The organism is Amycolatopsis rubida (assembly GCF_900115345.1).
GTDB lineage: Bacteria > Actinomycetota > Actinomycetes > Mycobacteriales > Pseudonocardiaceae > Amycolatopsis > Amycolatopsis rubida.
In genome coordinates, this window is the sequence record NZ_FOWC01000001.1 from 1,599,519 (window position 1) to 1,619,831 (window position 20,313).

Here is a 20,313-nt window from a genome sequence, read left to right on the forward strand (position 1 = left end):
AGGTGCCCCGATCACTAAGGTGACCCGATGGTCGCGCCCGAGAAGCCGCAGCACCCCGCCTTTGCTGTTACCCGGAAGGGATACGACCCGCACCAGGTCGACACCCGCATCGCCCAGCTGACCAGCGAACTCAAGACGACCTCCCACGGCCGCGACGAGGCGGTGGCCACCGCTGGCGAGCTCACCAAGGCCCTGACGACAGCCCAGTCGGAGCTGTCCGAGGCGAAGGCGGCGCTGGTCCGCGTCACCTCAAGCCCGGCTGGCGCCGGCGCGATCTCCGAACGCGTGCGGATGATGGTGCAGCTGGCCGAGGAGGAAATCGCCGACCTGCGCCGTTCCGCGGAAGCGGACGCGACCTCGACCCGCGCCGAAGCGGACCGCTACGCCCACGAAACCCAACGGGCAGCGGACAAAGCGGCCAAAGAAGCGGAAGCGGAACGCCAGCGTTTGCTCGCGGAGACCCACGCCGATTTGGCCGCGCGCTCAGAGGCCCTGGACGCCCGCGTCGCGGCTGCGGAGAAGGACCTTGCTGCGCGGCAAGCGGATCTGGAGTCCCGGATTGCTGCCGCGGAAGCGGACATCGCCACCCGTACCGCCGCTGCGGATGAGGAGATCGCGACCCGCCTGGCGGACTTGGAAGCGCGGCTCAAGGCGGGCAACGAGGACATCGCCACCCGCACGGCGGCCGCCGACGCGGACATTTCCACCCGCACCGCGGCGGCCAATGAGGACATCGCCACCCGGACAGCTGCGGCTGACTCGGAGATCGCTACCCGCCTAGCCGCGGCTGAAGAGGACATCGCCACGCGCACCGCGGCCGCCGACGCCGATATCGCCACCCGTACTACGGCGGCCAATGAGGACATCACCTCCCGCACCGCCGCCGCCGACGCCGAGATCGCGTCCCGCACCGCCGCGGCTGACGCCGAGATCGCGTCCCGCACCGAAGCCGCCGACCGCGCCCGCGCCGAGGCAGACCAGGCTTCCGCAGCGGCCCGTGCCGAAGCCGACCAGGTCGCCCTGACCGCTCGTACCCAGGCCGACGAGGCAGCCGCCGAAGCCCGCGCCAAGGCAGACGCCGAATCCCAGCACGCCCGCCTGGCCGCCGACGCCGAAGCCCGCCGCATCCGCGACGAGAAGGACGCCGAAGCCCTCCGCGCCCGCACCGAAGCCGCCGAAGCCGCCGCCCAGGCCCGAGCCGAGGCCGACGCCGCGGCCGAAGCCGCCCGCCAGGCCGCCGACGAGGAATCCGCCCGCGTCCGAGCCGAAACCGACGCCGCCGCCGAAGCAGCAGCCGCTCAAGCCCGAGCCGAGGCCGACCGTCGAGCGTCGGAGGAGATCGCCATCAAGAAGGCACAGGCAGAGACTGCCCTCGCCGACGCTCTCCACAAGCAAACCGAAGCCACCGAATCGCGCACCCTGGCCCTGGACCTGCGCACCAAGGTCGCCGATCGGATCGCCGCGACCAACGAGGCCGTCCAAGAGGCGTTGCGCTTTCTCGGCTCGCAGGAAGAGGACGCCGCTTCGCCGACTTCCGCCCGTCCGCAAGCCTCCGCCCCGTCGCCGACTGATGCTCCTTCCGGGACTGCCGCTCCTTCGCAGACCTCGACGTCTTCGTCGGCCGACGCACGTTCCCAGCCCTCAACTGCCTCGCCGGCCGACGTCCCTCCGGCAACGGGCTCGTCCGCCCCCGCCTTGCCTCAGCCGACGCCGCGCCCGGACACCCAGTCACCCGCAGGATCGCAGCAAACGGCCAAATCCTCCGAACCACCGACCCCTCGCAGCAACGGCAACGGTCGCGGCCCCGGCCGCCCGCGTGCGGGTCGCTCGTGACTGTTTGTCCCTGGGCGGTGGCGGTTGGCGGCTGTCCTGGTCGTCGGCGTGCGGGTCGCTCGTGACTGTTTGTCCCTGGGCGGTGGCGGCTCGCGGCTGTCCCGGCCGCCTCCGTGCGCGTCGCTCCTAACCAGCTAGCCCCGCTGTCCCCGCAAGCCTTGACCCAGCCAGGCCGCGAGTGACCTGAGGAAGTCACCTTCGGCCTGCAAGGCTGCTGGCTTGCAGGCGGCTTGGCTAGTTCGCTGGTGACGTACGGGTTTCCGGCTTGCGGGACTCGCTGGTGGCCAGCCTGATCGGATTCCGCACGACTCTGGGCGCGGGGCTCCGTTGGCCTGCACCGCTGTCCTGCAGTTCGCGCATGGCCACCACGGTTCCGCCCCATCCAGGCCTGGTCCGAGCAACATCAAGATCCCCAGTCGCATCACCCCGCCGCCACGGTGAACAGTTCGTCGTCAATCCAGCCGCGATCTCGCAACTCGCGGCAAAACCGTTGGTACGAAGCCAACATCGCCGCTGACTCGCCCGACGAGGGCTCAACCAACGACCCCACCGGCATTCCCTTGCACGCCGCACGCAGACCACCCGACGTGCACCCCGCCGCCGCGAGGAGTGCCGCGCCGTATCCCGTTTCCGCCTGTGCTGCGAGTTGTAACCCGAGCCCGTTCACCGTCGCCCGGATCTGCGTCCACAAAGGACTCTTGCTGCCACCGCCCGCCGCCAGGAGCGGTTCACGGATCGGAACCCCCAGACGCCGCAAATGGTCCAGGGCGAGTCGCTCCAGGAAGGCGACTCCTTCCAGCCGAGCCCGATGCAGCTCGACCTCGTCGACTGGGCTGCCAAGGACGAAGCCCTCTGCGTCGCCGTGGGCGAACGGAAAACGTTCTCCCTTGCGCCGCAACGGGAACGCCACTACCTCGGCCGGACCGCGAGCAGCGGCGGCGGCGTCCAGTTCGGCCAGCCGCAGACTGTCCGAAACGGACTCGCCACCGGTGTTCGCCGCGCCGCCCGGCAACCACCAACCGTCTGGATGCCGATGGCTGTACATGACTCCAGTGGGATCCGGCACCAGCGTTTCCGTGACGCCCTTCAGGACATACGTGGTCCCGAGAATCCCTACGAACCGCCCCGGTTCGACCGCACCCGCGGCCAGCTGTCCCGCGCATCCGTCCGTCATGCCCGCCACCACGAGACATCCGGCAGGCAATCCGGCGACTGGCACCGAAATCTCGCCGAGCACGCTCGTCGGCGCGACCACCGGCGGCAGCATCCCGTCCGGCACGCCCAATCCGGCGAATACCTCGGTCGGCCATTCCTCAGCCAGCGGGTCGTACCCGCTTTTGAGCGCGTGCGACCAATCTGCCGCGACCGGATGTCCGGTCAGTTTCGCCGCGATCATCTCCGGCGTGTGCCGGACGGCGACCGCCTCGGTGTGCTCGGCCAGCCAGGCGATCCGGCCGAGTGCCGCGGTCGGCGAGACGCCCGAGCCCAGTTTCCGCCATCGTCTGGCCCCGAGTTCTACGGCTTTCGCGTTGTAATCCGCTCCGCGCCGGTCGTCGTACATCAACGCGGGCGTCACCGGTTCGCCTGCGGCATCGACTCCGACGATCGTTCCGGACGTAGCCGCGATCGCCATCGCCGAGACTTCCGTGCCGCGTCCAGGCAGCGCGGCAGTGACCCCGTTCAGCACCGAACCGACCGCGGGCCACCATGCCGACGGATCCTGTTCGCTGCGGCCACCGCCCGCGCGCACCGGCGCCGGCAGCGACGCCGATGCGGTGGCGAGGACCGAGCCGCCGCGCACCGCGAAGGCGCGAACCCCCGCGGTGGCGACGTCGATGCCGACCGAGACCTGCTCGTTCACGCCGTGCTGACCCTCTCTTCGACATCTTGCAAACTGCCGTCGTTCGCGAGTGCTTTCTCGGTTTCCTCAGGCAGCTTCAGGAAGCGCACCAGCACCGCGGCCACCAGGTACAGCGCGGCGAAGATGATGACGACTCCGGCGGCACCGGCCGGCCCGAGGAACAGCGACACGATCGCCGGTCCGACGAACGCCGCCGCGCCCGCGCCGAGGTTCAGCAGAGCCATCGCGCCGCCCTTGTGCTCCGGGGCCAGCGACGGCAGCAGCGCGGAGATCGGCACGAACCCGGCGAGCGTCGCACCGTAGAGCGCGCCGACGATCAGCGCGAGCCAGTAGTACTGCGAGCCCATCGCGACCGGCACGAAGTACAGCAGCAGGATCGAGATCGCGCAGCCGATCGCGCCGAACCAGAAAATCGTGGTGCGCCAGCCGATCCGGTCGCTCAGTACGCCGAAGATCAGGTTGAAGAAGATGTTCGTCCCGTAGATCACCGACACGAGCAGCAGCCAGCGGCTTTCCCCGAACCCGATCTGGGAGATGAAGATCGTCGGGAAGAACACGAGCATGCCGAATTCCGGCGCGGTATTGATGACCCGCACGATCATGCCGACGCCGACCCGCGGCTTCTTCCATGCGATCGAGACGCTGGAAACCAGGCTCTGCACCGGTTTCACGTCCGGTGGCGCGAGCCTGCGGTACCCCGTGCGCTGCCGGACGCCGAACACCGCCACGAGCCCGCCGACGCCGAGCAGCACGACCGCGACCCACAGCGTGCCGTAGTGGCCGAACAGGGGATTGGTGAAGCTTGCGACGAGCGCGCCGAGCGTGGGCAGGCCGCCGGTAAAGGCGAAGTAGAACCAGCCGACCGCCGCGCCGAGCCGGGCGACCGGGGCCACCGCGGTGATCCACACCAGGAACCCGAACGCGAACATCGGGTAGCCGAATCCGCGGATGCCGTAGCAGATCAGCATCGCCGTGTAGTTCCCGCCGGCGAGGCCGATCGTCAGGAACAGCGCGTCGAACACCAGCCAGATGACCAGGCCGATGACCATTACCCGGCGCGGGCCCCACAGTTCGGACAGCGCGCCCGACAGCCAGGACGCCAGCATCACCGCGACGCCGTACACGGTGATCACGTACGACGCCTTGATTTCCGTGCCCGCGCCGTTGTCCGCCATGTACGGCGCGATGAAACCGGACTCCACTCCGTCGCCGATCATGAACAGGAGCAGTCCGACATACCCGAGGAACAGGGGCGCGGGCAGCCCCCATTTCGTGAGCAAGCGCCCGAAGCCCGACTTGGGCAACTCCGCTGTTGCCGACTCGTTCATACACGCCTCCATGACGTCGAGATCCAACGTATCATGGACTGTGTGAACTTCGCACGCAAGAGTGTTATTAAGTCGATCAGTTCTCGGGATCTTCGGCGACCTGCACTTCGACCCGGCTGCGCATCTCGTCGACATAGTGCGGATCGGCGCCCTCGTCCACGATCAGCAGGTCGTAGTCGTCCAGCGCCGCGAGCCGATGCAGCGCCGTGCGCTTCATCTTGCTGTGGTCCATCAGCAGCACCTTGTGCCGTGCCGCGGCCAGCATGGCCCGTTTGATCATCACGATCTCGGGTTCCTGGTGGAAGCTCATCGACGTGCTCATCGCCGAGGTGGACACGAACGCGATGTCCACCGAGAGCCGCTCGATCGACTCGATGCTCTGCATGCCGAGGAACGAATCGTGGGTGGGCGAGTAGTCGCCGCCGATGCAGATCAGCCGCAGTTCGTGCACGTTCTTGAGCACGTCGATCGCGGCGAGGTAGTTCGTGGCCACAGTCAGCGGCGTCACCTCGACCAGGAGCCTGGCCAGCGCGAGGGCGCTGGTGGAATCGTCGAGCAGCACCGACATGCCCGGCTCGACCTGCTCCACCGCGTGCATCGCGATCACCCGTTTGGCGTCGACGTGCGCGTTCATCCGGTATTCGGCGTTGCTCTCGAACACCGTCGACGGCATCGCCGAGACCCCGCCGCGGTACTTCCGGACCAGGCCGCGCCGGGACAGTTCGTCGATGTCCCGGTGCACTGTCATCATGCTGACGCCGAGCAGGTCGACGAGCTCGCCGATGGTCGCCGAACCCTGCCGGAACACGTGCTCGGTCAGCTTCTGCTGACGATTCTCGCGGGGGTGTGCGGCAGGCTTTTCGCTCGACATGCCGTGATTATCGCGGTTCCACTGGAAGGTTGAAGCGCACCAGGGCAGTTCGGTCACCACTCACCTCCAGTTCGGTGACGGCCGCGTTGTCCAGGCGGGGGAACACGCCGCGGTAGCGGCACAGCGGGATGCCGAGCAGCTGACAGAGCGTGAGCCGCAGCAGCGTGTTGTGCGCGACGACCAGCGCGATTCCGCTGGTCGCGGCGGCAATCGCCCGGAGCGCGCGAGCCCCGCGTTCAGCCGCCCCGGCCGGATCGTCGGCGTCGGGAAAGGCGCCGGCGATCGGATCGGCGAGGAAACGTTCGACCGCGTCGGGATCGGTCTCGCGCACCTCGTCGTGGGTGCGGCCCTCAGCGATGCCGAAATAGGTCTCCCGCAGGTCAGTGACGATTTCCGGGACCAGATCCAGCGCCTCGGCCGCCGGTTCGATCGTGCGCCGGGCACGTTGTTGCGGCGAGCAGAACAGCGCGTCCGGTTTCACCCGGCGGGCGTACGCGGCCAGCGCGTCCGCCTGGCGGATCCCCTCCTTGGTCAGCGCTACCTCGCTGGTGCCCGCGTAGCGGTTCTCCGCGTGCCATTCGGTCTGCCCGTGCCTGGCCAGCAGCAGCCGTGCGCCCACTCGTGCCCTCCTTGTGTGAACACCCTTGCGAACTTCTCATTGTCGCTGTTAACTTAACATTGCTCGTGTGAAACGGGCTCGTCTCTGAAGGGATCTGGTGGATGACTCTCGACGCGGTGGTGTTCGACCTCGACGGTGTCCTGGTGGAAAGTGAACACCTCTGGGAGGAGAACTGGGTCGCTTTCGCCGCTCGGCACCAGGTCGAGTGGACTGCGGAGGACACGGCCTCGGTGCAGGGCATGAGCGCGCCCGAATGGGCAGGCTATCTCGCTCGCCGGTGCGGGGTGCCGGACCGGGCGGACGAGGTGGAACGCGCGGTGGTCGACGGCATGATCGCCTCGATCGACGCGGGCGAAGCGCCGTTGCTTCCGGGCGCGGGCGCGATGGTGCGTGAGGTCAGCGAGCGGGTCCCGGTCGCGCTCGCGTCGTCGGCGGCTCGCCGGGTGATCGACGCGGTGCTCGAAAAGCACCAGCTCGCCGGCGAGTTCACCGCGACGGTGTCCAGTGCCGAGGTCGCGCGGGGCAAGCCGAACCCGGACGTCTACCTGGAGGCGGCGGCCCGGCTCGGCAAATCGGGCAGCGAATGCCTCGGGGTCGAGGACTCCAGCAACGGCATCCGGGCGGCGGCCGCGGCCGGGCTCACCGTGATCGCCCTGCCCAACCCGACATACCCGCCGAAGCCGGACGCGCTGGAGCTGGCCAGCGCGGTGGCCGAGAGCAATGACGACGTCCGGCTGAAGCTCCTGGCCTACTTGGCCGGCGAGCCGGTGGCTGCGAGGGACTGAACCATGACCACCTTGGGTTCCCCGGACACGTTCAAGCGGCAGTGGCTGGACGGGTTCGTCACCGCGTACGGCCGCACGGTCCAGAAGGTGCCGGATGCCTACGGGGTCGTCCGCCGCGAGGCTCCGGCGAGTTCGAAGGTCGCGGTCGTGATCGGCGGTGGATGCGGTCACTACCCGGCGTTCGCGGGTCTCGTCGGCCCTGGCCTGGCCGACGGCGCGGTCGTCGGAGACGTGTTCACGAGCCCGAGTGCCGAGCAGGTCTACCGCACGGCTCGGGCGGCGGACAACGGTGCTGGTGTGCTCTTCGGCTTCGGCAATTACCAGGGCGACGTGCTCCACTTCGGACTCGCCGCGCGCAGGCTGGCGGCGGAGGGCATCCCGAGCCGCACCATCCTGGTCACCGACGACATCGCGAGCGGCCCGGCGACCGAACCGGAACGACGTCGCGGCGTGGCAGGCGATTTCCTGGTCTTCAAGATCGCCGGTGCGGCGGCGGAGCGAGGCTACCGCCTCGACGCGGTGTACGAGGTCGCGGCGAAGGCGAACGCTCGCACACGGACGTTCGGCGTCGCGTTCGGCGGTTGCACGCTGCCCGGGGCGGACGCGCCGCTGTTCACGGTCGCGGACCAGGAAATGGAGCTGGGCCTCGGAATCCACGGTGAACCGGGCGTGCGCACGGTGGGTCGGCTGTCCGCGGCGGAGCTGGCGGACGAACTGGTCGACGGTCTCCTGCCGGAGCTGCCGGACGGGGACGGCCGCGTGGTCGTGCTGGTGAACGGGCTCGGCCGCACCAAATACGAGGAAATGTTCGTCACTTACACCCGCGTGCACGAACGGCTCGCCCAGGCCGGGCTCAGCCCGGTGCATTCCGAGGTCGGCGAGTTCGTCACCTCGCTCGACATGGCCGGGGTTTCGCTGTCGATCCTGGTGCTGGACGACGAATTGGCCGAGCTGTACACCGCGCCGTGCGACACCCCGGGCTACCGCACCAGCGGCGCCGAGCTGGGCACGGTCGACCTTGAGTCCACAGTGGACGAACTGCTGACCGCGGAGGCTCCGGGGACCAGCGTGGTCGACCGGGTTCTCACTGCGGCTTTGCGCAGCATCGAAGAAAACGAAGCGGAGCTGGGCAGGCTTGACGCGGTGGCCGCGGACGGAGACCACGGGCTCGGCATGACCCGCGGGATGCGCGCCGCCGTCGCTGCCGCGCGGCGCGAACCGGACACGGTTTCCGGTGCGCTGCTGGCCGCCGGTACGGCGTTCGCCGATGCGGCTGGCGGTGCCTCGGGTGCGTTGTACGGCGTGCTGCTGGCGGAGACCGGTGCCGGTCTGACCGGTGCCGAAGCCGGGGACATCACCACGGCGATGCTCGCCGACGCCGTCGACGGTGCGGTTCGCGCGTTCTGTGAGCTGGGCAAGGCCGAACTGGGCGAGAAGACAATGCTCGACGCGATCGAGCCGTTCCGGGCCACGCTGCGGGAGCAGGCGGGTTCGGAAGTAGTGCAAGCCTGGCGGAAAGCCGCTGGAGCCGCGGTCGTAGGCGCGCGGGAGACCGCGCACTTGCGTCCGGCGAAGGGACGCGCGGCGCGGCTCGTGCAACGGAGCGAGGGTCATTCGGACCCGGGTGCGGTGTCGTTCTCGCTGCTGGTCACGGCTGTCGGCGAGGAGCTGGAAAGGAGCGCGGACTGATGCGCATCGTGGTGGCGGCGGACAACGCCGGGGTCGAACTGAAGAATCAGCTGCGCGACCTGCTGCAGGCCGACGAACGAGTCACCGAGGTGACCGACCTCGGCGTGCCGGACGCGGCGGACGATCGGGCGTACCCGTTGCTGGGACTTGCCGCCGCGGAAGCCATCGCTCGCGGTGAGGCAGACCGCGGCGTCCTGGTGTGCGGCACCGGCATCGGCATGGCGATCTCGGCGAACAAGGTGCCTGGCGTGCGGGCGACGGTGGCGCACGATTCGTACTCCGCCGAGCGGTCGATCAAATCGAACGACTGCCAGGTGATCACCTTCGGAGCGCGGGCGATCGGCCCTGAAGTGGCGAAGAAGATCGTGGCCGAATGGGTCGGGTACCGCTTCGATCCGGCGTCGGCCAGCGCGACCAAGGTCGCGCACATCACCGAATACGAGAACGCCCACTGACCAAGGCGTCCGTCGTGACGCACAATCGGCACAGAGCGAGTGAGGGAGCAGAGTTGCACATTCTCGCTGCGGGAGACCACTTCGTCAGCCCCGGCCTGCTGGCCGGAGCCGTTCGCGCGGAACTCGGCGGCGGCCATGAGGTCGCCGAGCTGACGCTGCCGTGGCCGGTCGAGCCGTTCGGGCCGGTCGGCAACGTGCTGGAGGCCAGCGGTACCGAAGACCAGGTGATCGAGGCACTCGCCGGTGCCGAGGCTGTGGTCACGCAGATGGCCCCGTTCACCAAGAAGGTCTTCGCTGCCGCGCCGGCGCTCAAGCTCGTGTCGGTGTGCCGCGGCGGGCCGGTGAATGTCGACCTCGCCGCCGCCACCGAGGCTGGAGTCGCCGTCACGTACGCGCCGGGACGCAACGCGGGCGCGGCGGCCGAGTTCGCGGTCGGCATGATCCTCGCCGCGATGCGGCGGATCTCGACCTCCTCGGCCGAACTGCTCGCCGGCACCTGGCGCGGTGACTACTACGCCTACGACCAGGCCGGACTGGAGCTGGGCGGCACCACGGTCGGGCTCGTCGGGTACGGCGCGATCGGGTCCCGGGTCACCAAGGTGCTCGTCGCCTTCGGGGCGAACGTCCTGGTGGCTGACCCCTACGCGGACCGGGCCGCGGTAGCGGCCGATGGCGCACAGCTTGTCGAGCTTGACGAGCTGCTCCGGCAGAGCCGCGTCGTGAGCCTGCACGCGCGGCTCACCGAGGAGACCCGGCACCTCATCAACGCGAGCAAACTCGACCTGCTGCCGGAGGGCGCGGTCCTCGTGAACACCGCTCGCGGTGGCCTGCTCGACTACGCGCCGCTTCCCGACGCCCTGCGGTCGGGTCGGCTCGGTGCGCTCGCCCTCGACGTTTACGACGTCGAACCGCCGCCGGCGGACTGGGCGCTGCGCGACGCGCCCAACGTGATCGCGACTCCGCATCTCGCCGGCGCGAGCAGGCAGACCGCCGAGCGAGCGGCCGCGATCGTCGCCGCGGAAGTCGGCCGGTACGCCCGCGGCGAGCAGCTGGCCAACCTCGCGAATCCCGAGGTGCTGGAGCGACGGCCGTGATTGTCGGGGTCGACATCGGGACGTCGCTCACCAAGGCCGTGGTGTTCGACGAGGACGGCAGCTCCATTGCGAGCGCGTGCACGCCGTCCGAAGTGCACCACCTGCCCGGCGGACGGGTCGAGCAGGATCTCGACCAGGTCGTCGGCACTGTCGCGACGGTGGTGCGCGAGGTCGCGGCCGCGCTGCCCGAACCGGTGTCCGCGTTGGCGTTGACCGGACAGGGCGACGGGCTCTGGCTCCGCGACGAAGCGGGCACCGCGGTGCACCCGGCCATCTCGTGGCTCGACGGCCGGGCGAACACGGTGCTCGCGAAATGGCAGGTCGACGGCGTGGCGGCGGAAGTCTTCCGCCGTACCGGTTCCGGCATGTTCCCCGGCTGCACCGCGGCCGTAATGTCCTATTTGGACACTCATGAACCCGAGGTGCTCGACCGTGCCGCGGTGGCCGGATACTGCGTCGATGCGGTGTTGCAACGGCTCACCGGCGAGATCACGGTCGATGTTTCGGACGCGTCGCTGCCGTTCCTGAACCCGGCCACGCGCAGCTACGACGACGGTGCGATCGAGGCCTGCGGGCTGGGGCACCGCCGGTCGCTGTTCGCAAAACCAGCTCCGGCGAAGTCCGTGTTCCGGCTCGATCGGCGCGGTGCCGAATTGCTCGGATTGCCGGTCGGATTGCCCGTCACCGCAGGACCGTTCGACCTGCCGGCCAGTGCCATCGGCGCTGGCGTACGGAAACCGGGCGACGGCATCCTCACCGCCGGGACCACGCTCGCCTGCCAGGTGCTCACCGCCGACCCGGCGTTCGATCCAGAAGCGGAACCCGCGGGCATGTTCCTGTGCACGCCCGACGAGCACGAGTACCTGCACGCGATGCCCGCGATGGTCGGCACGGCAGGGATCGATTGGGCCTGCGAGTTGCTGGGCATCAGCGTCGAGGAAATCGACCCGCTGCTGGCGAGCAGCAGGCCGGGCGCGCGCGGGGTGCGCGCATTGCCGTTCCTGTCAGTATCGGGCGAACGCGCGCCGTTCGTCGACGCCGGAGCGCGCGCACAGTTCTCCGGGCTGAGCCTGGAAACCGGCCGGGCCGACCTGGTCCGGGCGCTGTGCGAGTCGATCGCTTACGCCGCACGGCATTGCTTTGACGCAGCCGGTCTGTCGGGACAGCTCTACGCCTGCGGCGGAGGAGTCCGTTCGCCCGAATGGCTACAGATTTTCGCCGATGTGCTCGGCCGTCCGGTCGTGATCCCGAGCGATCCCGGCGTCGGCGCGCGCGGTGCCGTGCTCACCGCCGCGGACGCGCTGGGAACGCCCTACGATCGGGATCGCTGGGCAGCGAACTCGCGAATGGTCGAGGCCCGGCCCGAGAATGTGGCTGACTACGAGCGCGGTTACGCCGACTACCAGGCTTCCCTGTCTGCCGCGCGCGGACTGTGGAGGCTGTGAATGATCCTGGAGAACGAGCGTGCCGCAGTATGCGAGTACGCCCGCCGCCTGACCGCGGACGGTTTGGTCGTCGGCACGTCAGGCAACGTGTCGGCGCGGGCTGGCGACTTGGTCGCGGTAACCCCGACCGGTGTTGACTACGCAGCCCTCACTCCCGCCGACATCCCCGTGGTGGACCTCGACGGCAAGACCGCCGACGGCGCGTTGAAGCCGACGAGTGAACTCCCGATGCACCTGGCCGTGTACACCAGGGCCAGTGACCCCGAATCCGCCCCGGTGAACGCGGTCGTGCACACGCATTCGGTGCACGCCACCGCAGTGTCCACTTTGGTCACCGAAGTCCCGCCGATCCACTACATGCTCGCGGCAATCGGTCCCACGGCGCGAGTAGCCCCGTACGCGACCTACGGCACCACCGAGCTTGCCGACGCGATGCTGCAAGCCCTGGACGATCGCCGAGGCTGCCTCCTGGCCAACCACGGCACGATCACCTATGGCGACTCGTTGGCGAGTGCGTTCAGCCGGGCTCAGCAATTGGAATGGGTCTGCCAGGTGTGGCTGCTGGCTCGCTCCGCTGGTCTTCCGGCTCTGTTGCCGCCAGCGGAAATCGAGCTGGTAGTGGAGAAGCTGAAGGGATACGGCCAGCGATGACCTGATCAGGGAGAGTGGCGGCTCGCCTTGCTGGCCGCCCTGGCCTGGCGGATACCCGCGCTGTGGCGGGTATCTAGGCTGCGGTGGGGACGCTTGAGGCGGTAGCCGTTCTGCGGCGCGGGATTCACCGTCCCGGATTGCGCCGGGTGCCCAGGCTGGGTCGAAGACCAGGGTTGCGGTGGATGCCCGGGAGCGCCCGGCTGCGGCGGATACCCGGGCTGCGCGGAAACACCGGGCTGCGGCGAAAACCCGGACTGTCCCAGGTATGCCGCGCCAGGCTGTGTCGCACACCCGCTTGCGGAACTTGCCCGGCGTATCCCGGCGGCGTGAATGGCGCGCCAGGGCTGCCCAGGTCGCTGGACCGTAGCCCCCGTCGACAGGTTGTGCGCTCGGAAGAGGCTTGGCGAGCGGGGCAGCAGCATCACGATCGTCGGCAGCCCCGCGATGATCGCGGCAATCCCCGCCGGAGTTGCACGACGGCAAGCACGTGCCGCGAAAGCAAACGCGACAACGAAGCAATCGCCACTACCGCTTGCACAACCGCAGGCACCACGAGGAAGCGGGCAGGGCGGAGACCGCGTGTCGCGAGCGGTGCTGCGCCGGACAGCACTGCCGTACTTGGCACGGTCAGCAGCGCATGCACGTAACTCGGTCGCGGCCTCGGTTCGCGGCACGGTGATCTCGCTGAGCTGGACCACTCCCGCGAGCACCGGCGCATGGACCCGCGGTTGTTCGGCAGATCCGGGCATGCCGGGATAACAGGACCAGGCCCGTCGGGGGCTTATGGCAGCGGGACGAGCGCTCCCACGCCCCCTCGCGCGAACTGGGTCGCCAGGCGTTGCGGCAACGGATTCGGGTACAAAATAATCGATGCGAACGGCGACGGCGTGTACCCGGCCCCGCCGTTGCTCTGCAGGTGCACGCTGACGTGGACGTTGCGGTCAGCGGGAATCTCGAACGACACCGCACCCCAGGAAACGACGTACTGCCGACCGTCGATTCCCGCGAACGGGATGTATGCGCCAGCGTGGAAAACGTACGTGGAAATGTCGATCGTGAGCAATCGCCGAGGACCGTCGTGCGGGTCGACGTACGGGATGACATTCGGGGTGGAAGCCAGATCTGGTGGCTCGGTCGGGTCAGTCATCGGTCCGGGCCTTCCGTCAGGGCGATGAGCGAAGCTTACCCTCGACGGATCGGTCGTCGGGTGCCGAAGACCGGAGAGTCGCGCGCATCCGGCCGATGCGGCGCAAGATCCGTTCGCGGTTCTTCGTGGCCTTCAGCCAGGCCGGAAGCCTGGCGAGCATAGTCATGCGGGGTTGCTGAACAGGAAGTTGCTGCTCCCGAAGTCGAGCAACGACGTAGGCTTCGAGGTGGTCCAGGTGTCGTTTGTTGTAGGCCCACAGCACATGCTCGTCGAAGTCGGCTTGCAGCCACAACGGGTGCCGCAGGAAAGGGTCACACGCGGTCCCCGGCGGAGTTGGCCCGAGTTGAACGCGGTTTCGCGCATCCTGCGCGTGGCCGTAACGACCGCACACTAGCCGCCTCGGGGCGAACAGGATTTTCTCCGTCGGCGGCGTGCCTGGTACGACGCCGACTTTCGCGCAGCGCTCGCAACGAGGGCAACGAACCAGCACCTCATCAGCGGCGAAATCCCATGCCCACAGCTGCTGGTCGCGAAACCGCTCTCCCGCCGTCGCGACTGGCCGCCAATCCCATCCGGGAATCCTGACGTTCTCCTGTCCGAGACGTCAACCAGAATGAAGCTGTTCCGCGATCAGAACTGGTAGTACAAGAACGGGCTGAACGTCCCCGTAGCCACCAGGATCGCCGCATAAACCAATCCCACTGTCATGACCCCGATGCGCAGCGCGGTCGCTCTGCGGCTCCGCGACGACTCCAGCAGCGGGCCGGTCACCGGATGTGCCGGGAGGACGAACACGATCAGCGCCAGCAGCAGGATCACCAGCCGCTGGTTCGTCAACGCGCTTTCCACGACGTCGCCGAGGCCGCCGAAATCCGGGATCAGCATGTGGCCGATCATCGACAACGCGTGGCCAAGATCAGCGGAACGGAAGAAGACCCAGCCGAACACCACGAGGATCAGGGTCAGCACTCGGCGGCCGATGCGGGCGATTGGGCTGGCAGGAGCGTCGCCGAGGTGGAAGCGGCGTTCGATGACCAGAAGTGCGCCGTGGTAGCAGCCCCAGATCAGGAACGTCCATTGCGCGCCGTGCCAGAAACCCGTCAGCACGAAGACGATCGACAGGTTCCGGTATGTCTTTCCGGCGCCTGAACGGTTGCCGCCCAGCGGGATGTAGACGTAGTCGCGGAACCAGCGGGACAGCGACATGTGCCAGCGGCGCCAGAACTCCGTGATCGTCACCGACGAGTACGGGCGGGCGAAGTTCTCCGGCAGCCGGAAGCCGAGCATGCGGCCGAGGCCGATCGCCATGTCCGAGTAGCCGGAGAAGTCGAAGAATAACTGCAGGGTGTAGCCGATCGCGCCGAGCCAGGCCGTCGTGAACGTCATCTGGTTGGCCGGGGTCGAGAAGCAGGCTTCGACCATCGGGCTGAGCGAGTCGGCGATGATCGACTTCTTGCACAGGCCCAGCGCGAACCTCGGGAAGCCCGCGGCGATGTCGTCCAGCCGGTGCGACCGCCGCTGCGGCAACTGGTCGGCGATCTCCCGGTAGCGCACGATGGGACCCGCCACCAGCTGCGGGAACATCGCGATGTACGCGGCGAACGACACCGGGTTGCGCAGCGCGTGCCGCTCGCCGCGGTAGATGTCCACCACGTACGAGATGTGGTGGAAGGTGTAGAAGGAAATGCCGATCGGCACCACGATGTTCGCGACGCCAAGGTCGCCGCCGAACCAGTGCGCGACGGCGGCGATCTGCTGCGTCGCGAAACCGGCGTACTTCCAGATGACGAGCACGAGGACGTCGAGCGTGATGACGCCGATCAGGATCCGCTTCCGGCGCGTGCCGCGGACGTCCCACGGACTCGGCTCCAGCGCCGGTCCGGCCAGAAAGTTCACCGCCATGCAGAGCAGCAGCAGGAACAGGTATGGACCGGCACCGATCGTGTAGAACAGCAGGCTCGCGACCGCGACGATGCCGTTGCGCCAGCTGCGCGGGCACACCAGAACCGCGATCAGCACCGCGGGCATGAAGTACCACAAGAACAGCGGCGAAACGAACGACATCGGTGACGGACCCCCTCGGTTCCGGAGGAGACCTTAGCCCGAGCGGGTGGCTTCGCGGGGCGATGCCCGACGGATCACAGCACGAATCACCGAGGGTGACGGATTTGGGAGGATTTCGCCCTTCGCGACGGGGAAGCGGGGCGGGCGGTGAAGCTGTGCCGCCGCCGGGAGCCGAGGAAATCTCGTGGGTGCGGGGTGCCGCTGAGAGTGCGGGCTGGGCGTGCGATGGGGCTGTTGCGAGGGAGGACGGCAGCCTCGGCGAGGGGAGTCGTGGCTGAGGGGGAAAGGCGTTGACCGTGCGATGCGGCGGAGGCTCGGGGCGGCTGAGCGGGAGGCCGGGCAAGTACGGCGGTGGCTGAGGTAGCTCGGTGGGAGAGCAGTGGCTGGGCAAGCGAGGGCCGCGGAAGGGCCGCGGCCGGGCAAATGCGGCCGCGGGTGGCCGGGCGTGTGCGGCGAGGGGAGGGGTTGTGGTTGAGCGGGGAGAGCGGTGGCCGGGCGTGTGCGGCGAGGGGAGGGGTTGTGGTTGAGCGGGAAGAGCGTAGCCGGGCTGACCCCCGCCCGCGGCCGGGTCGGCTAAATGCACGAGCGGCAGCCGCGCGATACGACAGCGGGGGTGGGGGCGAGCCAGAAGAGAAGTGATCCCCGGCTCAGTCGGTGATCCGGTCCAGCCACTCGCCCATCAACGCCTTCTCCGCCTCGCTCAACCCCGAGACCTGCGGCAACACCGCTCGCAGAGCCGTCGCCGCTGCGGCTGGGCCGGGTGTCCGGGACACCGGTCGGTCCGTGCTGATCGCCGCGATCACCGCTTCCCGGGCCGCGACCGACACCGCACGGTCGCGGGAATCCGGCGGCGTCGAGATCAAGCTCAATGTCGCCCCCGAACCGGCGGCGTGGATCAGAGCCGCGGCTAGGGGCTCGGGCACCCGTAGCCGTCCGGCCGACGCGACGCGGCTGACTCGCGTCGCGAGGATCTCCAGGGACTTCTCCAGCGCGGGCGAAGGGCCGGGCCGGGTGGTCATCAGCAGGTACAGCGCGGGGTTGGCCAGGCCGAACTCCAGGTGCTGGTCCCAGCCCCGCCGCAGGTCCTCCAACGGGTCCTCGGCGGGAGGCTGGGCCGTTTTCGCCTCCAGGTAATCCGCGTAGCCCTGGACGGTGATGGCGTCGAGCAGGCCGTCCTTGTCTCCGAACAGCCGGTAGATCGTCGGCGGCTGGACGCCTGCCGCCGAACTCACCGCACGGGTTGACACCGCGTCCGGACCGCCGCTGGCCAGCAGGTCCAGTGCGGCCGTGATGATGCGGGCGCGGGTGTCCTCGGGCATGTTATCGACGATAACAGTCCGGTGATTCCAGCGAAATCAGACGCGTCCGGCGATCCGGCGGCGGCGGGCGACCTCGGCCAGCAGCACCCCGGCGGCGACCGAGGCGTTCAGCGATTCCACGCCTGCCGCCATCGGGATCGACACAGTCGCGTCGCAGGTCTCGCGGACGAGCCGGGAAAGGCCGCGGCCTTCCGAGCCGAGGACGATGACCAGCGGGTCCGCGGCCAGGTCGAGTGCGTCGATGTCGACCGTGCCGTCCGCGTCGAGACCGACGATCATCAGGCCGTCCGAAGCCCATGCGCGCAGCTGGCGCGTGAGGTTCGTGGCGACCGCGATCGGCAGCTTCGCCGCGGTACCGGCGCTCGTGCGCCAGGCGACCGCGGTCATTCCGGCGCTGCGGCGTTCCGGCAGCAGCACGCCCTGCGCGCCGAACGCGGCGGCGGACCGGATCACCGCGCCCAGGTTGCGCGGGTCGGTGACGCCGTCGAGCGCGACGAACAGCGGGGTGTTGCCCGAGTCGCGCGCGGCCTGCATCAGGTCGTCCGGGTGCGCGTACTCGAACGGCGGCACTTGCAGACCGAGGCCCTGGTGCATGGCCCGGTTGGTCTTGCGGTCCAGTTCCTCGCGCGGGATCTCCAGGATCGAGATGCCCTTGTCGCCCGCCAGCCGGACGGCCTCGTTGACCCGGTCGTCGATGTCGATGTTGAGCGCGACGTACAGCGCGGTGCCCGGCACGTCCGCACGCAGCGCCTCGACGACCGGGTTGCGGCCGGCGATCAGTTCCGGCCGGTCGGCCTTCTTCTGCCGGGCCTGGTCCCGCTTAGTGGCGGCATTGGCAGCGCGGTACGCCTTGTGCCCTGGCCGGTCCTCGGCCCTCGGCGTCGGGCCCTTGCCCTCGAGCGCCTTGCGCCGCTGCCCGCCCGAACCGACGACGGCGCCCTTCTTGGTGCCGGTCTTGCGGATGGCACCTTTGCGCTGTGAGTTGCCTGCCATGAATCCTCAATCTCTGCTGCCGCGGGGAGGTCAGGAGTTCCTGACCGTCCATTGCGGACCGTTCGGGGTGTCTTCCACCGCGATCCCCGCCGCCACGAGACGGTCGCGGGCGGCGTCCGCGCGGGCGAAGTCCTTCGCCGCACGGGCCTCCTGGCGTTCGGCCAGCAGGGCTTCCACGAGCGTGCCCAGCGCGTCGCGGACGGGAGTGTCCGAACCGCCGTCCGCCCAGTCCGGCGACAGCGGGTCGAGACCGAGCACGCCGGTCATCCCGCGGACCGTGCCTGCCAATTCGAGCGCCTTGGTGGTGTCGCCCCCGTCGAGGGCGGCGTTACCGTCGCGGACCGTGTTGTGCACCACGGCGAACGCGGCCGGGGTCGCCAGGTCGTCGTCCATCGCCGCGGCGAATTCCGCGGAGACCGGGCCGAGGTCCACCGCGCCTGCCGACTCCGCCCGGCGCAGGAACGACTCGATCCGCCGGTAGCCCTGAGCGGCTTCGGAAACCGCGCCGTCGGAGTACTCGACAGTGGACCGGTAGTGCGGCTGCACCAGGTAGTAGCGCAGCTCAGGCGCGCGGTAGCGCTCCAGCATCGCCGGGATCGAGACCGTGTTGCCCAGCGATTTCGACATCTTCTCGCCGGACATAGTCACCCACGCGTTGTGCAGCCAGTAGCGGGCGAACCCGTCGCCTGCCGCGTTCGACTGCGCGCGTTCGTTCTCGTGGTGCGGGAACACCAGGTCGACGCCGCCGCCGTGGATGTCGAACTCGGCGCCGAGGTAGTTGGTCGCCATCGCCGAGCACTCCAGGTGCCAGCCGGGTCGCCCGTCGCCCCACGGTGTCGGCCACGACGGCTCGCCCGGCTTCGCGCTCTTCCACAGGGTGAAGTCACGCGAATCCCGCTTGCCGCGGGTCGGCGTCTCGCCCTGCTGGACCTCGTCGAGCTGCTGTCCGGACAGCGAGCCGTACTCCGGGAACGACTTCACCGAGAAGTACACGTCGCCGTCGACGGCGTACGCGTGCCCGGCTTCGATCAGCCGCTCCATCAGCTGGACCATCTGCGTGACGTGCCCGGTCGCGCGCGGCGTGACCGAGGGCGGAAGGCAGCCGAGATCCTCGTAGGCCTTCTCGAACGCCCGCTCGTGCGTCGCCGCCCATTCCCACCACGGCCGGCCAGCGTCGGCGGCTTTGGTGAGGATCTTGTCGTCGATGTCGGTGACGTTGCGGACCAGCAGCACGTCCAGTCCACTGTGGAGCAGCCAGCGGCGGAGCACGTCGTAATTCAGCATGCCGCGGACGTGCCCGATATGCGGCACTCCCTGCACGGTGGCACCGCACACGTAGATCGACGCCGTTCCGCTGCGGACGGGACTGAACTCCCGAGGGGTACGGGTCGCGGTGTCGTACAGGTGCAAAGCCACGAGGTAAAGGGTACCGGGAGCACTGTGGGAGACGTCGCAGGACGTCAGAGCACGCCGTGCTCCCGCAGCGCGCCCAGCAGCGCGTCCGGCCGCTGCGTCGTGGGCAGCGGGTCGACCAGGGCGAACTGGCAGCCCAGCGCACGGGCGCCGCCGTCGGCCTCCTCGCTGTCGCCGACCATCAGGGTCTCCTCGGCGCGCACACCGAGCCGCTCGATCGCCGACTGGAAGATCTCCGGCTCCGGCTTCACCGCTCCGATCTCGAAGGACAGGGTGAACTCGGCGACGTGCGCGTCCCAGCCGCGCTGGCCGAACGCGGGCCGGATGTCGAACGCGATGTTGCTCAGCACGCCCGCCTTGCGTCCGCTGCTCGCGACCGCCTTGAGCGCGGCCTCGGTGTCCGGGTACGGCGTCCACTGCTCCGGGGCGATGAGCTGGGCGTACAGCGCCTCGGCCTGGTCGCGCCGGGGCACGCCGGACAGCCGCAGCACCTCCAGGTACACCTTCCGGTGCAGCGCCGGGTCGCGGTCGCGGTTGTGCCAGGCGTACAGGTGCTCCTCGTCGAGTTCGACGGACTGCTCGACCGGCGCGGTCATCCGCCGCATCAGCTCGGTCTGCGCTTCGACGTCGAGCGTCTCGCCGTCGTCGTCGCGGACGTCGTCGAGCCAGCCGTCCTGCTGCTCAAGCCGGAAAAGAGTGCCGGAGAAATCGAACAACACCGCGTTGATGGCCACGCGCCAACCCTA

Annotated in this window: 17 protein-coding genes; 7 read left to right on the forward strand and 10 right to left on the reverse strand. The window is 69.1% G+C overall.

The annotated features are described in order from the left end of the window. The first annotated feature begins 27 nt into the window (after positions 1-27). The gene (locus BM362_RS07870) at positions 28-1,833 is read left to right on the forward strand and encodes a coiled-coil domain-containing protein (RefSeq protein ID WP_093572576.1); all 1,806 of its coding nucleotides are present in this window, start codon (positions 28-30) and stop codon (positions 1,831-1,833) included. Between the two features lie 421 nt (positions 1,834-2,254). Here BM362_RS07870 and BM362_RS07875 read toward each other — a convergent pair whose 3' ends face one another. The 4 genes from BM362_RS07875 to BM362_RS07890 form a co-directional block, all read right to left on the reverse strand. After that, the gene (locus BM362_RS07875; RefSeq protein WP_093572577.1) at positions 2,255-3,694 is read right to left on the reverse strand and encodes an FGGY-family carbohydrate kinase; all 1,440 of its coding nucleotides are present in this window, start codon (positions 3,692-3,694) and stop codon (positions 2,255-2,257) included. Then, positions 3,691-5,022: an MFS transporter gene (locus tag BM362_RS07880; protein WP_167545222.1), complete on the reverse strand. Its 1,332-nt coding sequence runs from the start codon at positions 5,020-5,022 to the stop codon at positions 3,691-3,693. Before BM362_RS07880 ends, BM362_RS07875 begins: the two co-directional genes overlap by 4 nt. Positions 5,023-5,098: 76 nt before the next feature. Further along, positions 5,099-5,893, reverse strand: coding sequence for a DeoR/GlpR family DNA-binding transcription regulator (locus BM362_RS07885; protein WP_067576820.1), 795 nt, complete (start codon positions 5,891-5,893; stop codon positions 5,099-5,101). Between the two features lie 7 nt (positions 5,894-5,900). Further along, positions 5,901-6,512: a histidine phosphatase family protein gene (locus BM362_RS07890; protein ID WP_093572578.1), complete on the reverse strand. Its 612-nt coding sequence runs from the start codon at positions 6,510-6,512 to the stop codon at positions 5,901-5,903. A gap of 101 nt (positions 6,513-6,613) precedes the next feature. Here BM362_RS07890 and BM362_RS07895 point away from each other — a divergent pair, with 101 nt between their 5' ends. Genes BM362_RS07895 through BM362_RS07920 form a run of 6 tightly spaced genes read left to right on the forward strand, consistent with a single transcriptional unit; the run spans position 6,614 to position 12,631 of the window. After that, positions 6,614-7,297: an HAD family hydrolase gene (locus BM362_RS07895; RefSeq protein ID WP_067576817.1), complete on the forward strand. Its 684-nt coding sequence runs from the start codon at positions 6,614-6,616 to the stop codon at positions 7,295-7,297. Between the two features lie 3 nt (positions 7,298-7,300). Beyond that, a complete protein-coding gene (locus BM362_RS07900; protein ID WP_093572579.1) occupies positions 7,301-8,986 on the forward strand; it encodes a dihydroxyacetone kinase family protein in 1,686 nt (561 codons plus the stop codon). Beyond that, a complete protein-coding gene (locus BM362_RS07905) occupies positions 8,986-9,441 on the forward strand; it encodes a ribose-5-phosphate isomerase (protein ID WP_067576815.1) in 456 nt (151 codons plus the stop codon). Before BM362_RS07900 ends, BM362_RS07905 begins: the two co-directional genes overlap by 1 nt. A gap of 53 nt (positions 9,442-9,494) precedes the next feature. Further along, complete coding sequence (locus tag BM362_RS07910; protein ID WP_067576813.1) at positions 9,495-10,535, forward strand: 2-hydroxyacid dehydrogenase; 1,041 nt, start codon at positions 9,495-9,497, stop codon at positions 10,533-10,535. Continuing rightward, positions 10,532-11,980 carry an FGGY-family carbohydrate kinase gene (locus tag BM362_RS07915; protein WP_093572580.1) on the forward strand — a complete coding sequence of 483 codons (1,449 nt, stop codon included), beginning with the start codon at positions 10,532-10,534 and terminating at the stop codon, positions 11,978-11,980. The genes BM362_RS07910 and BM362_RS07915 overlap by 4 nt, the downstream gene beginning before the upstream one ends. Then, complete coding sequence (locus tag BM362_RS07920) at positions 11,981-12,631, forward strand: class II aldolase/adducin family protein (RefSeq protein ID WP_093572581.1); 651 nt, start codon at positions 11,981-11,983, stop codon at positions 12,629-12,631. A 781-nt stretch (positions 12,632-13,412) separates the two neighbouring features. Here BM362_RS07920 and BM362_RS07925 read toward each other — a convergent pair. The 6 genes from BM362_RS07925 to BM362_RS07950 form a co-directional block, all read right to left on the reverse strand. After that, the gene (locus BM362_RS07925; protein ID WP_067576808.1) at positions 13,413-13,778 is read right to left on the reverse strand and encodes a hypothetical protein; all 366 of its coding nucleotides are present in this window, start codon (positions 13,776-13,778) and stop codon (positions 13,413-13,415) included. Between the two features lie 630 nt (positions 13,779-14,408). After that, positions 14,409-15,842, reverse strand: coding sequence for an MBOAT family O-acyltransferase (locus tag BM362_RS07930; RefSeq protein WP_093572582.1), 1,434 nt, complete (start codon positions 15,840-15,842; stop codon positions 14,409-14,411). A 647-nt stretch (positions 15,843-16,489) separates the two neighbouring features. Continuing rightward, entirely contained in the window at positions 16,490-17,161 is a 672-nt protein-coding gene (locus BM362_RS07935; protein WP_093572583.1) for a TetR/AcrR family transcriptional regulator, read from the reverse strand. A 36-nt stretch (positions 17,162-17,197) separates the two neighbouring features. Continuing rightward, positions 17,198-18,154: a 23S rRNA (guanosine(2251)-2'-O)-methyltransferase RlmB gene (gene rlmB / locus BM362_RS07940; RefSeq protein WP_067576802.1), complete on the reverse strand. Its 957-nt coding sequence runs from the start codon at positions 18,152-18,154 to the stop codon at positions 17,198-17,200. A gap of 30 nt (positions 18,155-18,184) precedes the next feature. Next, positions 18,185-19,570: a cysteine--tRNA ligase gene (cysS, locus tag BM362_RS07945; protein WP_067576800.1), complete on the reverse strand. Its 1,386-nt coding sequence runs from the start codon at positions 19,568-19,570 to the stop codon at positions 18,185-18,187. A gap of 44 nt (positions 19,571-19,614) precedes the next feature. Then, a complete protein-coding gene (locus BM362_RS07950) occupies positions 19,615-20,301 on the reverse strand; it encodes an HAD family hydrolase (protein WP_067576798.1) in 687 nt (228 codons plus the stop codon). Between the last annotated feature and the right edge of the window lie 12 nt (positions 20,302-20,313).

What these genes read in the sequence shown, in the direction of transcription:
- BM362_RS07925 (WP_067576808.1), bottom strand. Translation starts at nt 13,778, where the DNA reads ATGACTGACCCGACCGAGCCACCAGATCTGGCTTCCACCCCGAATGTC.
- BM362_RS07905 (WP_067576815.1), top strand. Translation starts at nt 8,986, where the DNA reads ATGCGCATCGTGGTGGCGGCGGACAACGCCGGGGTCGAACTGAAGAAT.
- BM362_RS07885 (WP_067576820.1), bottom strand. Translation starts at nt 5,893, where the DNA reads ATGTCGAGCGAAAAGCCTGCCGCACACCCCCGCGAGAATCGTCAGCAG.
- BM362_RS07870 (WP_093572576.1), top strand. Translation starts at nt 28, where the DNA reads ATGGTCGCGCCCGAGAAGCCGCAGCACCCCGCCTTTGCTGTTACCCGG.
- BM362_RS07880 (WP_167545222.1), bottom strand. Translation starts at nt 5,022, where the DNA reads ATGAACGAGTCGGCAACAGCGGAGTTGCCCAAGTCGGGCTTCGGGCGC.
- BM362_RS07895 (WP_067576817.1), top strand. Translation starts at nt 6,614, where the DNA reads ATGACTCTCGACGCGGTGGTGTTCGACCTCGACGGTGTCCTGGTGGAA.
- rlmB (WP_067576802.1), bottom strand. Translation starts at nt 18,154, where the DNA reads ATGGCAGGCAACTCACAGCGCAAAGGTGCCATCCGCAAGACCGGCACC.
- BM362_RS07920 (WP_093572581.1), top strand. Translation starts at nt 11,981, where the DNA reads ATGATCCTGGAGAACGAGCGTGCCGCAGTATGCGAGTACGCCCGCCGC.
- BM362_RS07900 (WP_093572579.1), top strand. Translation starts at nt 7,301, where the DNA reads ATGACCACCTTGGGTTCCCCGGACACGTTCAAGCGGCAGTGGCTGGAC.
- BM362_RS07930 (WP_093572582.1), bottom strand. Translation starts at nt 15,842, where the DNA reads ATGTCGTTCGTTTCGCCGCTGTTCTTGTGGTACTTCATGCCCGCGGTG.
- BM362_RS07935 (WP_093572583.1), bottom strand. Translation starts at nt 17,161, where the DNA reads ATGCCCGAGGACACCCGCGCCCGCATCATCACGGCCGCACTGGACCTG.